Raw genomic sequence first — 14,323 nt, forward strand, 5'->3', positions numbered from 1 at the left:
CCTCCGTGCGTTTGGAGCGAATCAGGCGGGCGGCTCGGTCCAGACAGTGCCAAGCGCCGGACATGCCGGCGCTCAAGGGGCGCTGTCTACAGCCGCCGCCGTCCATCAGTCGTCCCCGCCCTTGGAGAGGTCGTCGTCCACCTCGGCGGCGGCCCATTCCAGGGCTTCGCGCTCGGCGCGCTCACGCTCGCTCTTGTCGATCTCGTCGATGGTGGCCTGGTCGATGCGGCGGTCGGCGATCTCGCGAAGCGCCAGCACGGTCGGCTTGTCGTGGTCGGGATTGACTGCCGGCTCGGCACCCTTGGAGAGCTGGCGGGCGCGCTTGGTCGCCATCAGCACCAGTTCAAAGCGGTTGTCGACTACCTGCAGGCAGTCTTCGACGGTAATGCGGGCCATCTGAAATCCTTAGGGAATAAAGCGACTTAGTCGAATAGCAGTGTAGCCAGAGGCCGCTTTGCTGGCAATGCAGCAAACCGTATGATGCGCGGTTCAGCCAGCCTGCAGCCCGTCGCCGGGACACTTGCAGGGGTCTGTACACAATAAAAAACCAAGCAGTACAATATTGTACTTTCCCCGGGACTGTTGCCACCGATGCCGTCCGCCCTCCTCCCACTGCTCAAGCGCTGCCTGCCGCTGGTTGCCATGGCCCTGCTGGCGAGCTGCTCGATCGCCAAGCCGCGCACGGACGACCCCCACGAGAAATTCAACCGCAGCATGTATGCGTTCAACGACTCGATGGACAAGGCGTTCATCCGGCCGGTCGCCGTCGGCTACCGCAAGGTGACCAATCCGCCGGTCCGACGCGCGGTCAGCGATTTCTTTACCAACATCCGCATGCCGATCACGGTGGCGAACGACCTGCTGCAGGCCCGTCCCAAGCAGGCCGTGCAGAGCACCAGCCGTTTCCTGGTCAACCTGACGCTAGGCGTGGGCGGCTTCTTCGATCCTGCCAGCCAGCTAGGCATTCCGCTGCAGGACACCGACTTCGGCATCACCCTGGCGCGCTGGGGCGTGCCGGAGGGCGACTACCTGGTGCTGCCGTTCGTTGGCCCGACGACGGCCCGCGACGTCTGGCGCCTACCGGTGGACAGCTACTTCTTCGACCCGCTGAGCTATTACTCGCGCAACCACGATTTCGAATACGGCCAGGAATACCTGCCGGAGCTGTTCTACCTGGTCACGCTGCGGTCGCGCGGCATCGACGCGGAGAGCTTCCTGCAGTCGGCGTACGACCCCTACGTGTTCATGCGCGACGCCTACCGCCAGCAGCGCCTGTACGAGCTCTACGACGGCAACCCGCCGGCCGAGATCATCGAACAGATGCAGGGCCTGAAGGACAACAACTTCGATCCTGACGAGCTGCTGGACGAGCAGCACAAGTGGGAGAACAAGCAGCAGTCCAACGACCAGCAGCCAAGCAAGAACTGAGGCTGCTGCCGGGACAAAAAAGGGGCCGCAAGGCCCCTTTTTCGTGGCGTGGACGGCCCAGTCGATCAGGCCATCAAGCCTTCCACCTCGCAAACGCTGGCCAGCAGGTGCATGCCCTCGGGTACGTTGCTCACGGCCAGCGGCCTGCCCCGCTCCGCCGCCTGCGCCAGCACGGCCAGCACGCAGGCCAGGCCCGCGCTATCGCTGCGCGTTACGCCGCCCAGATCGAGCACGCGGCGACCGCCACGGGCTGCCGCCACACCGATCATTTCCAGCGCCGACGCGGCATTGGCAAAGGTAAGCACGCCCGACACCCGCAAGGTATCCGGCGCGCTTTCGTCGATCCGCATGGAAGCGCTGGTAGCGGCAATCGTCACTTGGTGGAAGCCTTGGCGTCCTTTTCCATCGTCTCCAGCGCCTTCTCGCCCTGGGTTTCCAGGTTGGTGGTCAGCTGGTCGATGCCGGCCTTGCGGATTTCCGCATCCACCTGGTTGCGGTAGTTGGTGACGTAGGAAATGCCTTCGATGATCACGTCGTAGGCCTTCCAGCTGCCGTCACGCGCCTTGCGGAAGGCGTAATCCACGGCCACGGTCTTGCCATCGTCCAGCACCACCTGGGTGCGCACGATGGTGCGCTTGTCGTTGAGGTCGCCGGAGAACGGCAGCACCTTCACCCGGCCGCGGGTGTAGTTCAGCAGGCCTTCGGCGTAGCGGTGCGTGATGGAGTTGTAGAACGCCTTGGCAAAACGGGCGCGCTGTTCGGGCGTCGCTTCGCGGGCGTGCTGGCCGAGCACCAGGATCGACGCGTAGTCGATGTCGAAGTGCGGCAGGAACACATCGTCGATCACCGAGATCAGCTTTTCCTGATCGTTCTTCAGCTGCTGACGGTGACCTTCGATGGCATTGCCGAGCTGGTCGGCGATGACCTGCACCACCTGCGCGGGAGTCTGCTGTGCATCGGCGGAAGCCGGCGCGTTCTGCGCCAGGGCGGGGGTGGCGATGACGCCGCCAAACGCGATGGCGGTGGCAAGGGCCAGGCTACGCAACATGGGGGAACTCCTGATGATGATCCGGGGGGAATATCGGGCCACGAGGCGATGACTCAATGCTTGGCGTCGCCATCGGCCGGCTTCTTGTCGCTGGGCGAGCCATTGACCAGGAACTTGCCGATGAGATCCTCGATCTGCAGCGCCGACTGGGTCAGCACGAGCTCGTCGCCTTCCTTCAGCATGTCCGGCGAGCCGCCGGGCTGGATGGCAACGTACTGCGTGCCGATCAAACCGCTGGTGAACACTGCGGCGGCCGAATCGTCGGGAATCTGGTTGAACTTCTTGTCGATGGACAGGGTGACTTCGGCGTCCAGCTTGACCGGGTCGGCCCGCACCGACTGCACGCTTCCGATGGCCACGCCAGCCATCTTCACCGGTGCGCCGGCCGACAACGCGCCGATGTTGGTGAAACGCGCCTTGACCGTATAGCTGCCGGCCAGGTTGTCCGCCGCACCGCCGGCGCCGAAGAACTTGCCGAGCATCTCCTCCAACTGCTGGGCCGGGCGGGTCAGCGCCAGCGTGCCGCCTTCAGCCAGGGTCTTCTGGGAACTGCCGTACTGCAGGCCCACGTACTGATCGCCCAGCAGACCGCTGGTGAAGATGGTGGCGACCGTGTCGTCGGGGATCTTGTCGTAGCGCTGGTCAATGGCCAGCTTGACATCGGCTGTCTCCTTGCCCGGATCCAGCGTAATGGACTGCACCTGGCCCACGCGCACGCCCGCGACCTTCACCGGTGCGCGCACCTTCAGCTGGCCGATGTTGGCGAAGTGCGCGTCGACCGTATAGGTAGGCCCGCGGCTGGTGTTGACCACCGAGGTGGTCTGGGTGGCGAGATAGCCGAGCGCGGCAAAGCCGAGCACGATGAACAGGCCGGTGCCGACGGCATAGGAGGGTCTCTGGCTCACGGCACGATCCTCAAGGTATGAAAGATGGTTACGGTCATGGCGGCGCTCACATCAGGAAGGCGGTGAGCACGAAATCCAGCGCCAGGATGGCGATGGACGAAGCGACCACGGTACGGGTGGTGGCATAGGCCACGCCTTCGCTGGTCGGCGGCGTGGTGTAGCCCTGGAATACGGCAATCAGCGAGACGACGATGCCGAACACGAAGCTCTTCCACAGCACGCCGTTGATGACGTCCTTGCCCACCTCGACGGTGGCGGTCATGTTCGACCAGAAGGTGCCGTTGTCGATGCCCAGCCAGTTCACGCCCACCAGGTGCCCGCCGAAGATGCCCAGCGCGCAGAACACGCAGCTCAGCAGCGGCATGGCGATCACGCCAGCGAGAAAACGCGGCACGGCCACGTAGGCGATCGGATCGACCGCCATCATTTCCATCGCCGCGATCTGGTCGGTGGCGCGCATAAGCCCGATTTCGGCGGTGACCGAAGTACCCGCGCGGCCGGCGAAAAGAAGTGCCGTGACGACCGGGCCCAGCTCGCGGTAGATCGCAATGGCGACCACCGTACCGGTGGCCGAGGTGCCCCCAAAGATCGACAGCACGTCGTACAGCTGCAGGCCGAGCACCATGCCGACGAACAGGCCGCAGACCATGATGATGATCAGGCTCATCGCGCCGACGAACCACAGCTGGCGAATCGTCTCGCGATAGTGGCGCAGGCTGCGCGGTACCGCCGCCAGCATGCGCAGCAGGAACAGGCCGCAGTTGCCGATCTGCTCCAGCGAGCGCAATACGATGTTGTCGCGGGTCATCGACAGGCTCATGCGCCCCTCCGTGGAAAACCGAGCGAGGTCGCGTAGTCGCCCGCGGGATACTGGAACGGTACCGGCCCGTCCGCGTCGCCACCGAAGAACTGCCGCGTCCACGGCGAGCCGTCGCTGGCGATGGTCTTGGGATCGCCCTGCGCCACGACCTTGCCGTTGGCGATGAGATAGATGTGATCGGCCACCTGCTTGATCGCCTCAAGTTCGTGCGCGACCAGCACGCTGGTGATGCCCAGCGTTTCGTTGAGCGTGCGGATCAGCTTCAGCACCTGGTTCAACGCGATGGGATCCAAACCGACGAACGGTTCGTCGTAAAGGATCAGCATCGGGTCGAACACGATCGCGCGTGCCAGCGCCACGCGTCGCGCCATGCCGCCGGACAGTTCCGCCGGCATCAGCGCGGCGGCGCCGCGCAGGCCCACGGCCTGCAGCTTGGTCAGCACGATGTTGCGGATCAGCACTTCCGGCAATTGCGTGTGCTGGCGCAGCGGAAAGGCCACGTTCTCGAACACGTCGAAATCGGTGAGCAGCGCGGAGTTCTGGAACAGGTAGCCGATGCGCTCGCGCAGCTCGAACAGCTTCTCGCGCGACAGCTTCGACACGCTTTGGCCATCCACCCAGACCTCGCCCGCATCGCCTCGCATCTGGCCGGTGATGTGTTTGAGCAGCGTGGTCTTGCCGGTACCGCTGGGACCCATGATCGCGGTGACCTTGCCGCGCGGAATGTCCATGTCCAGCGCGTCGAACACCTTCTTGCCATTGAGCACCGTGGTCAGGCCACGGACGCGCACCAGGGCGCTGTCGTCGGGCTTGGCGCTAATGGGATCGGTCATGGGCAGGCTATGGCTGACGAGAAAGGCGCCACGTTAGCGGAATACCGGTATGAAGACCATGCGCCGCCCGTCCCGTTGCTCAGGAATCGCTAACGAAACAAGACCTTGCGGAAGCGAGGCGTTTTTTTGTGGGAGCGCACCCTGTGCGCGACGAGCGCGGAGACGAGCACGGAATGAAATAGCCGAGAGATTCGGCGCCAGCCTTAAGACCGCCAACCGAGACATGCCGCCGCGGTCGCGCACAAGGTGCGCCCCCACAAAGGCAACTTCTTAGGCCAGCAACTCGGCGATCAGCGACTCATGCCGCTGCCATTGCAACTGGCTGCGCTGACGCACGGCGCGCACGATGGCCTGCAGGTCATCCAGCGCGGCATCGAAATGGTCGTTGACGATGATGTAGTCGAATTCGTGCGCGTGCGCGATTTCCTCGCGCGAATTGTGCAGGCGGCGCGCGATCACCTCGGCGCTGTCCGACCCACGGCCACGCAGGCGACGCTCCAGCTCGATGCGCGAGGGCGGCAGGATGAACACGCCTACGCAGTCCGGCTTGGTCTTGCGAATCTGCCGGGCGCCCTGCCAGTCGATCTCCAGCAGCACGTCCCGCCCTTCTTCCAGCAGCGTGTTCACCGTGTTTCGCGAGGTGCCGTAGAGATTTCCATGCACCTCGGCATGTTCCAGGAAGATGCCTTCGGCGACCTCGCGCTCGAACTCGGCGCGCTCGACGAAGTAATAGTGCCGACCGTACTGCTCGCCCGGGCGCGGCGGCCGCGTGGTGTGCGAGATCGACAGGGAAATAGCCGGCTCGCGTTCGAGCAGCGCGTTGACCAGAGTCGACTTGCCCGCACCTGAAGGCGCGGCCACCACGAACAATGTGCCCTCGATGCCGACGGCGTTGGACGGGCCCGTATTCATTCGATGTTCTGCACCTGCTCGCGCATCTGCTCGATCAGCACCTTCAGCTCCACCGCCGCGTTGGTGCTGCGCACGTCCACGGCCTTGGAGCCGAGCGTATTGGCTTCGCGGTTGAATTCCTGCATCAGGAAGTCGAGGCGGCGGCCGATGGCCTCCTTGGTGCCCAGCACGCGGCGCGTTTCGATGATGTGCGCGGTGAGGCGGTCGAGTTCTTCATCCACGTCGCTACGGGTGATCTGCAGCACCAGCTCCTGTTCCAGGCGGCCCGGATCGGCGGGCTGCTTGATGTCGGTCAGGCGCGACTCGAGGCGCGTGCGCAGGCCTTCGCGGATCTGCGGCATGAAGCTGCGAACGTCGGCCACGATGCGCTCGATGGCATCGAGGCGCTCCTTCAGCAGCTCGGCCAGCTTGGCGCCCTCGCGTTCGCGAGTCGCGGTCAGCGCGTCGAGCGCACGGTCCAGCACGTCCAGCAGGGCCGCCTGCAGCACGTCGTGGTCCACGTCCGATTGCTGCAGCACACCCGGGAAGCGCAGCAGCTCGGTGAACTCGATGTTCATGCGCGGAAAGCGTGCCTCCAGGTCCATCGCCAGCTCGGACAGCCGCGCCAGCGCGGTCGCATTGACCTGCAGCGATTCGGCGCGTGCTTCGCCACGCAGGCGGACGGTGATGTCCACCTTGCCACGCGACAGGCGCGCGGCGATACGCTCGCGCAAGGCCGGTTCGAACGCGCGCAGGTCGTCGGGCAGGCGGGGGCTGAGCTCCAGGTAGCGATGATTGACCGTGCGCAGCTCGCAGCTGAGCGTGCCGGCGGCGCCGGTCGCCTCGGCGGAGGCATAAGCCGTCATGCTGCGGATCATCAGGGGCCTGCCGTGTCTGGGAAGGGCGCAATGGTAAACTCTCCCGCCCTGGCTTGCCCAATCCCAAGGCCTGCACCCCATGAGTTCTCCCAGCCGCCCCAGTGGCCGCGCCAGCGACCAGCTGCGCACCGTGACCATCGAGCGCCATTACACCCGCCACGCCGAAGGCTCGGTGCTGGTCAGCTTTGGCGACACCAAGGTGCTGTGCACAGCCAGCATCGAAGACCGCGTGCCACCGTGGCTGCGCGGCAAGGGTGAGGGCTGGATCACCGCCGAATACGGCATGTTGCCGCGCGCCACCAACACCCGCATGCAGCGCGAAGCCGCGCGCGGCGGCCAGGGCGGCCGCACCATGGAGATCCAGCGCCTGATCGGCCGCAGCCTGCGCGCCTGCGTGGATCGCCAGGCTCTGGGCGAGCGCGTGATCACGCTCGATTGCGACGTGATCCAGGCCGACGGCGGTACCCGCACGGCGGCCATCACCGGCGCCTACGTGGCGCTGGTCGACGCGGTGACTTTGCTGATGAAGCGCGAAAACCTTCGCCGCAATCCGGTCATCGGCGCCGTGGCTGCCGTCTCCGTAGGTATTTACCAAGGCGTGCCGGTACTCGATCTCGACTACGCCGAGGATTCCAACTGCGACACCGACATGAATGTGGTGATGAACGACGGCGGTGGCTTCATCGAGGTGCAGGGCACTGCCGAAGGCCATGCCTTCCGCCGCGATGAAATGGACGCCATGCTGGCTTTGGCCGAGAAAGGCATCGCCGAACTGGTGGCGGCGCAGCGCAGCGCGCTGGGCCAGGCCTGAGCGGGAACGCGCGATGACACGCATCGTTCTCGCCAGCAGCAATCCCGGCAAGCTGGCCGAATTCAATGACCTGCTCGCCGACAGCGGGCTCAGCGTGGTGCCGCAGTCGGCGTACGATGTCAGTGATGCCGAGGAAACGGGTCTCACCTTCGTGGAGAACGCGTTGCTCAAGGCGCGGCATGCCGCGCGCATCAGTGGCCTGCCCGCGCTGGCCGACGACTCCGGCCTGTGCGTGGAGCATCTGCGTGGCGCACCGGGCCTTTATTCGGCCCGTTTCAGCGGCAAACATGGCGACAATGCGGCGAACAACGCCAAATTGCTGCAGGAAATGAGCGCCGTGCCCGCCGAACAGCGTGGTGCGTTCTTCATCTCCGTGCTGGTGCTGGTGCAACACGCGGACGATCCGGCCCCGTTGATCGCCGAAGGCCGCTGGCATGGTCGTGTATTGACCGAGGAACGCGGCACGCACGGTTTCGGCTACGACCCGCTGTTCCTGCCCGACGGCGAAACGGTGAGCGCCGCCGAACTGCCGCCCGGACTGAAGAACCGCATCAGTCATCGTGGCCGCGCACTGGCCGAGCTGCGCCAGCGGCTGGCCGCGCCACACGTTTGAGACCATGTCGCTGATCGCACCACCGCTGTCGCTGTACGTCCACATGCCGTGGTGCGTGAAGAAGTGCCCTTATTGCGACTTCAATTCGCATGGCATGAAGGGCGAGCCTCCGTATGCCGAGTACGTCGATGCGCTGTTTGCCGACCTCGATGCCGATCTTCGCGACTTCGGCGATGCCGCGCATGGCCGGCCGGTGCACAGCATCTTCTTTGGCGGCGGCACGCCCAGCCTGTTTGCGCCGGAACTGATCGACCGCTTTCTCGACGGCGTGCGCGAGCGCCTGCCCTTGGGCGATGGTACCGAGATCACCCTGGAGACCAATCCGGGCACGGTGGAGCATGGCCGTTTCGACGGCTATCTCGCCGCCGGCGTGAATCGCCTTTCGTTCGGCATCCAGAGCTTCGATGACGACAAACTGCGCCGCCTCGGCCGCATCCACTCCGCGGCCGAAGCCGAAGCCGCTGTGAAATCGGCACAGGATGCCGGCTACGCCAACATCAATCTCGACCTGATGTACGCGCTGCCGCAACAGACACTGGAGGGTGCGCTGGATGATGTGGCGCGCGCGGTGGCGCTCGCACCCACGCACGTTTCCCATTACCAGCTCACGCTGGAGCCCAACACCGCTTTCGCGGCAAACCCTCCGCCTCTGCCGGACGACGACCATGCCTGGGCGATGCAGGAGGCCTGCGAGCAACAACTGGCCCGGGCGGGCTATTGCCAGTATGAGGTCTCGGCCTATGCGCGGCCTGACCGGCGTTGCGCGCACAACCTCAACTACTGGCGCTTCGGCGACTACCTGGGCATCGGTGCGGGTGCGCACGGCAAGATCACCGACACCACCGCAGGCCTGGTGCGCCGGCGCTGGAAAACCCGCCACCCCAAGGCCTACCTGTCTTCCCCCGGCGCATCGGCGCGCATCGGTGGCGATAGCCACGTGGCCGACGGCGAGCTGCCCTTCGAGTACATGCTCAACGCCCTGCGCCTGGTCGACGGCGTTCCGCTGGGCGATTTCGCCGAGCGCACCGGCCTTCCGCTCGAACGCATCGCGCCATCGCTGGCCATTGCCCGGCAAAAAGGCTGGCTCGCGGATGAGCCCGGTCGCCTGCACACCACGCCGTTGGGCCAGCGCTTCCTCAATGACGTGATTGCAGCGTTCCTCGACTAGCTCACCGCCCAGGCAGCACTACGCCAACGGCGGTCACATCATCGATCCCCGACGGGGTCGGCCCTAGGGCATGAGTGCCGCGGCAAGCGTGATCCTCGATGACCCCACGCTCGCCGACATGGCCAGCACGGCGCTGATGGTCGCCGGGCCCGAGGGCTTTCGGCAGGCCACCGGACGGATGGGGCTCGGCTGTGCCCTGCTGCTGGGCCACGATGGCATCCTTCGCCTGACGCCAGGTATGAAGACACGCCTGCATGGCATCCGCACCGGCCTCATCCAGGCTGTGTCGCCCGGGCCGGCCAGGCGCTGCCGGATACAGGACGGCCAGGTACCCGAGGCCGTCCTGCCACCGAACCTGTGATCCAGCCTGCGCAGATCCCCCTTCTAGCCGATGGCGGGCAAGCCGGCGCCGCCTTACACTGGTCTCATTCCGGGGGGAACACACAAGGTCTGTCATGGATGTCGAACAGCAGGGTCGACGTCAGCCGTTTGCATCCGATCGGGACATCCGTCCCGACAACGCGGGTTGGTCGCCGCGCGCGCGCCGACTGATCGAAGAAACGCACGCACTCTGCCTCAGCTGGCTGGAGTCGCCGCTGCGCAGCTGCCTCAGCGACATTGACCAGCGGCTCTATGCGCAGGCGGAACGCTCGCGCAATCACCTCGAGCAGCAGCGCGCCCTTTTCAGCCGCCAGCAGATCCAGCAGCAGCGCAATGTATTGGAACGGCGCTTTCTCGACGGCGTTCGCCAGCATTTCAGTCGCCTCGGCGGCGCCGTCGCGGTCTCGATCGAGGGCGAGCACGATGCACAGCGTCGTCCGCTGGAGCTGCTTGACCAGGGCGAACACGAACAATCGGTGGCCCTGCAGACACTGGTCGCGCGCGGCGAAGCACGGCATGGTCAGCCGCTGTTCGAACTGGGCTATCGCTTCGCCGTCCTGGTGAGCCAGCCGCCGCTCGAAGGGGAAAACCTGCCGCTGGGACCTCATGCGCTGGCGGTTGCCTTCCACGAGGCGGGTTCGATCCTGGTGGATATCCCCAACGAACATTCCCTGCTGATGCTGCAGAGCTTCGACGGCGCCGTGGTCGGGACGCTGGGTTCGCTGTATGACACCGTCAACGAACATCTGCGGGCGGATGGCATCCTGCCGCAGCTGCGCGCGTTTCCTGCGCCGCCGCGCACGCATGTGGAACGGCAGGCTCGTGGCGCCGCGGAAGCCACGCGGGCCAACTTCGAGCGCCAGGCACAGGCAGCCGCCGCGCCGGCCGTATCGCCACTGAATCCCGCCGCTCCGCGCAGCGACAGCATTGCCGTGCTTGAGAGCCTTCGTGAAATGTTGGCCCAGCACCGTGCGGGCCAGGGCTCACTGAGCTACCAGCCCACCGGTCGCCCGGCCTCACCGGAAGAACTGCAGCTCGCGCTCGACGCGCTGCAGCTGCATGTTTCGGACGTGACCGACCAGGTCCGGCGCGAATTGCGCAGCGCACACGCCCTGCGCGAAGAGCTGCTGACGCAGCTCAACACCGGCAAGCCCGAAGGCGCCAGCCAGACGCACCTCACCGATGAGCAGGGCGACACGGTGGAACTCGTCGCCATGCTGTTCGAGCAACTGGGTGACCAACTGCAACGCAAAGGCAGCGCGCATTCGTTGCTGGGCGACCTGCAGCTGCCCCTGCTGCGGATGGCTGTGGCCGACAAGGGCTTCTTCAACCAGCCCGAACACCCTGCCCGCAAGCTGCTGGGCATGGTGACCGAAGCGGCGAACGACTGGCTGGACGGCCCCGAGAGCGATACCGATCGATCGCTGGGCGCCAAGCTCAACCAGCTGGTGGACCGTGCCCGCCGCGAACCCCCGAGCACCGGCCTCTACACCAGCCTGCTTGCCGACATTGAACATCACCTGGGCCTGCTCAATCGCAAGGCACAGATTGCCGAGCGTCGCCAGGTGGAGGCGATGCAGGGGCGTGAACGGCTGGAGCAGTCGCGCCGCCGCGCCGCCGAGCTGATGACCGAACGCTTCGAGCGCTGCAATCCGCGCGGCCTGTTGCGCACGCTGCTGGAGCGCGCCTGGTCCGACGTGTTGGCGCTGACCCTGCTGCGCCACGGCGAAGACAGCGAAGCGTTTGCCCTGCGCTTGCGCATTACCGACCAATTGCTCGGCCAGCAGCCGGTAACCGACAGGAATCTATTGCAGGCGGAAGTGGAATCGGGCCTGCAGCAGATCGGCATGCACGCCGAGGAAGCCGTGCAGGTTGCCCAACGCCTGCTGGGCATTCCGCCGGTGGCGCCGCCCGCGGCAGACGGCGCCGCTGCGCCCGTCGCCGCCACAACCACCGAACTCGCGCTCAAGCTCAAGCAGCACCAGCGGCTGGGCGAACATGCAGCGCCGGAACCGCCGGCCGCCGCTCCCGCTCCGCCGCCGCCCGCGCCGGAGTCGCCGGAGCGCCGCATCCACCAGCGGCTGCGCCAGCTGCCGTTCGGCACCTGGTTCGAGTTCATCGATCCCAACGATGGCCGCGTCACCCAGCGCAAGCTGGCGTGGTATTCGCCGGTCTCCGGCAACGGCCTGTTCGTGACGCGCCGTGGTCTGCGCGGCGAGGAAATGACGCTGGAATTCCTCGCCCACGAAATGGCCTGCGGGCGCGTGCGCGAAATGTCCCATGTGCGCGAGAACCTGCTCGACCGCGCATGGCACGCGCTCACCAGCCACCTGCGGCAGGTGACGCGGCCGCTCACGAACTCACCGCGGAACGGGGACTGAGCGGCATGAGCGAGAACATCACCTCGATCGACCAGCGACGCGCCCAGCGCAAGCGCGCCAATTTCACAGCCATCGTCACCGACGTCATCAGCGGCCAGCCCATAGGCCATCTCGGCAACCTGTCGGCCAACGGCATGCTGCTGATCAGCCCGAATCCGCCGCGCAGCGAGGCGATCTATCAGGTCAGCCTTTCCCTGCCCGGTTTGGGCAGCGCGCCGCAGACCATCGAAGTAGGCGTGCAGGAGCAGTGGCACGAAGCGGCAGCCAGCCCTGGCCAGGTCTGGGCGGGTTATCGCATCGTGGCCATCGACGAGGCGGATGCGGCCTTGCTGGACGCGTGGCTGGAGCAACCGGGGCACGCGTGAGGGCTTCATCCTCCGGGCGGGGCATCACCCGATTGCAGAGCAACGCCCGGTAATCACGGAGGCAGCGTTGCCTCGTGGCAAGAAGGGCCGAACGGAGTACGGGCAAGGCCGATCGCGCACTGGGTGCGCTCCTACGTGGGCACCCGCCGGAACGCTGACTGGAACCCGGGCCAATAGCGGGCCATCATGTAGGGCTTGTTCCTCATTGTCCTGCGACTGCCTGCGCGGGAAACCCCGGAGTTGCCATGCACGACCGCCTCGCCCCGCTTTATCCCCAGCACCTGGCCACGTTGCGTGAGCGTGCCGACAAGGCGCTTGCGCTCGGCGGGTTCGATCACCTGGTGATTGCCGCGGGTACACCGCTACGCAAGTTCCTGGACGACCAGGATTACCCCTTCGTCGCCAACCCGCATTTCCGCCACTGGCTGCCGCTCACGGACACGCCGGGGAGCTGGATCGTCTATACGCCCGGCAACAAGCCGAAACTGATCTTCCTGCAGCCCAGGGATTACTGGCACGTGGTGCCGGCCGCGCCCAGCGGCTACTGGGTGGAGCATTTCGACATCGAGATCGTGCGCGAAGCGGGCGATGCCATGGCGCTGCTGCCCGGCGAGGACACGCGACGCGCGATCATCGGACCGGAGTGCCCGGGCGTGCCCGGCGCCAAGGCCAATAACCCGCAGGCCGTGCTGGACTACCTGCATTGGCATCGCTCCTACAAGACACCGTACGAGCTGGAGCTGATGCGCGAGGCCAGCCGCATCGGCGCACGCGCGCACCACGCCGCCGAGCAGGCGTTCCGTGCCGGAGAAAGCGAGTTCGGCATCCACATGGCGTATCTCGCCGCGGCGAAGCAGATCGATGCGGAACTGCCCTACGCCAGCATCGTGGGACTCAACGAGCACGGCTCGGTGCTGCACTACACCCACTTCGACCGCACCGCGCCCGCGCAAAGCCGCTCGTTCCTCATCGACGCGGGCGCCAGTGCCTGCGGCTATGCCAGTGACATCACCCGCACCTACGCCGCGCGTGGCCACGCCCAATTCCAGGCGCTGATCGACAGCGTCGATGCCGCGCAACGCCGCTTCGCCGGCATGGTGCGTGCGGGCCAGAGCTATCCGGAGTTGCACATCCACGCGCACCACGCGCTGGCCGACGTATTGCGCGAGCACGGCATCATCCGCATGAGCCCGGAAAGCGCGGTGGCGTCGGGTGCGACGTCGGCGTTCTTCCCGCACGGCCTGGGTCATCCCATCGGCCTGCAGGTGCACGACGTGGCGGGCTTCCAGCAGAGCGAACGCGGCGGCACCATCGCCCGTCCGCAGAGCCATCCCTACCTCCGCATGACGCGGGCGCTGGAGCCGGGCATGGTGGTGACCATCGAGCCGGGCCTGTACTTCATCGACATGCTGCTCGACGAACTGCGCGACACGCCGGCTGGCGGCGACATCGACTGGAACAAGGTGGACTTTTTCCGTTCCTACGGCGGCATCCGCATCGAGGATGATGTGGTGTGCACCGGTGGCGATCCGGAAAACCTCACGCGTGATGCCTTTGCATTGATCTGAAAACCCTGGTGCCGGAGATTGTAGTTCCGGCACTTTGGCGAACTCTCCTCGCGGAACGGTACGGCCGCCTTCGGCCGAAGGCGCCCTGCTCACTTCCAGCATTGGCGCCGGCCTTGCCTTCGCGCGGCGGCCCGGGCCGCCGCGCTCAGCCCGGCGGGCCTCTGCGGCGTCTGGCCGCTGCGTCATCCCCCCGCACGACAGCTTCACATCCGTTGCGTATGCTCGCCCCAGAT

The 14,323-nt window shown here is 66.0% G+C and carries 16 protein-coding genes; 8 read left to right on the forward strand and 8 right to left on the reverse strand.

From position 1 onward, the window contains the following. Nucleotides 1-105: 105 nt before the first annotated feature. A complete protein-coding gene (gene rpoZ, locus VFG49_RS09265; RefSeq protein ID WP_324859712.1) occupies nt 106-396 on the reverse strand; it encodes a DNA-directed RNA polymerase subunit omega in 291 nt (96 codons plus the stop codon). Between the two features lie 195 nt (nt 397-591). On the opposite strand from rpoZ, the gene VFG49_RS09270 reads away from it, so the two are divergent. Beyond that, nucleotides 592-1,428: a VacJ family lipoprotein gene (locus tag VFG49_RS09270; protein ID WP_324859714.1), complete on the forward strand. Its 837-nt coding sequence runs from the start codon at nt 592-594 to the stop codon at nt 1,426-1,428. A gap of 65 nt (nt 1,429-1,493) precedes the next feature. On the opposite strand, the gene VFG49_RS09275 is transcribed toward VFG49_RS09270, so the two are convergent. From VFG49_RS09275 to VFG49_RS09305, 7 genes are all read right to left on the reverse strand, one after another. Next, a complete protein-coding gene (locus VFG49_RS09275) occupies nt 1,494-1,778 on the reverse strand; it encodes an STAS domain-containing protein (protein ID WP_324859716.1) in 285 nt (94 codons plus the stop codon). A 23-nt stretch (nt 1,779-1,801) separates the two neighbouring features. Continuing rightward, entirely contained in the window at nt 1,802-2,476 is a 675-nt protein-coding gene (locus VFG49_RS09280; protein ID WP_324859718.1) for an ABC transporter substrate-binding protein, read from the reverse strand. Between the two features lie 53 nt (nt 2,477-2,529). Continuing rightward, nucleotides 2,530-3,381, reverse strand: a complete 852-nt coding sequence (gene mlaD, locus VFG49_RS09285; protein WP_324859720.1) for an outer membrane lipid asymmetry maintenance protein MlaD — start codon at nt 3,379-3,381, stop codon at nt 2,530-2,532. Nucleotides 3,382-3,427: 46 nt separating this feature from the next. After that, nucleotides 3,428-4,201, reverse strand: a complete 774-nt coding sequence (gene mlaE / locus VFG49_RS09290; protein WP_324859723.1) for a lipid asymmetry maintenance ABC transporter permease subunit MlaE — start codon at nt 4,199-4,201, stop codon at nt 3,428-3,430. After that, nucleotides 4,198-5,034, reverse strand: a complete 837-nt coding sequence (locus VFG49_RS09295) for an ABC transporter ATP-binding protein (RefSeq protein ID WP_324859725.1) — start codon at nt 5,032-5,034, stop codon at nt 4,198-4,200. The genes mlaE and VFG49_RS09295 overlap by 4 nt, the downstream gene beginning before the upstream one ends. Before the next feature lie 270 nt (nt 5,035-5,304). Then, the gene (gene gmk / locus VFG49_RS09300) at nt 5,305-5,946 is read right to left on the reverse strand and encodes a guanylate kinase (RefSeq protein WP_324859727.1); all 642 of its coding nucleotides are present in this window, start codon (nt 5,944-5,946) and stop codon (nt 5,305-5,307) included. Then, on the reverse strand, nt 5,943-6,803 hold the full coding sequence (locus VFG49_RS09305) for a YicC/YloC family endoribonuclease (RefSeq protein ID WP_324859729.1): 861 nt from the start codon (nt 6,801-6,803) through the stop codon (nt 5,943-5,945). Before VFG49_RS09305 ends, gmk begins: the two co-directional genes overlap by 4 nt. A gap of 79 nt (nt 6,804-6,882) precedes the next feature. Between VFG49_RS09305 and rph the strand changes: the two genes are divergently transcribed. From rph to pepQ, 7 genes are all read left to right on the forward strand, one after another. After that, nucleotides 6,883-7,614, forward strand: coding sequence for a ribonuclease PH (rph, locus tag VFG49_RS09310; RefSeq protein ID WP_324859731.1), 732 nt, complete (start codon nt 6,883-6,885; stop codon nt 7,612-7,614). Nucleotides 7,615-7,627: 13 nt separating this feature from the next. Next, the gene (rdgB, locus tag VFG49_RS09315) at nt 7,628-8,227 is read left to right on the forward strand and encodes an RdgB/HAM1 family non-canonical purine NTP pyrophosphatase (RefSeq protein ID WP_324859733.1); all 600 of its coding nucleotides are present in this window, start codon (nt 7,628-7,630) and stop codon (nt 8,225-8,227) included. Nucleotides 8,228-8,231: 4 nt separating this feature from the next. Continuing rightward, nucleotides 8,232-9,395: a radical SAM family heme chaperone HemW gene (gene hemW, locus VFG49_RS09320; protein WP_324859735.1), complete on the forward strand. Its 1,164-nt coding sequence runs from the start codon at nt 8,232-8,234 to the stop codon at nt 9,393-9,395. Nucleotides 9,396-9,465: 70 nt separating this feature from the next. Further along, nucleotides 9,466-9,756 (forward strand): hypothetical protein, encoded by a 291-nt coding sequence (locus VFG49_RS09325; protein WP_324859737.1) that lies wholly within the window; start codon nt 9,466-9,468, stop codon nt 9,754-9,756. Between the two features lie 94 nt (nt 9,757-9,850). Beyond that, on the forward strand, nt 9,851-12,157 hold the full coding sequence (locus VFG49_RS09330; RefSeq protein WP_324859739.1) for a DUF1631 family protein: 2,307 nt from the start codon (nt 9,851-9,853) through the stop codon (nt 12,155-12,157). A 5-nt stretch (nt 12,158-12,162) separates the two neighbouring features. After that, nucleotides 12,163-12,522: a PilZ domain-containing protein gene (locus tag VFG49_RS09335; RefSeq protein ID WP_324859741.1), complete on the forward strand. Its 360-nt coding sequence runs from the start codon at nt 12,163-12,165 to the stop codon at nt 12,520-12,522. A gap of 245 nt (nt 12,523-12,767) precedes the next feature. Continuing rightward, the gene (gene pepQ / locus VFG49_RS09340) at nt 12,768-14,090 is read left to right on the forward strand and encodes a Xaa-Pro dipeptidase (protein WP_324859743.1); all 1,323 of its coding nucleotides are present in this window, start codon (nt 12,768-12,770) and stop codon (nt 14,088-14,090) included. Nucleotides 14,091-14,323: the final 233 nt, after the last annotated feature.

The sequence above is a fragment of the Dyella sp. genome (assembly GCF_035685885.1).
Classification (GTDB): Bacteria; Pseudomonadota; Gammaproteobacteria; order Xanthomonadales; family Rhodanobacteraceae; genus Dyella.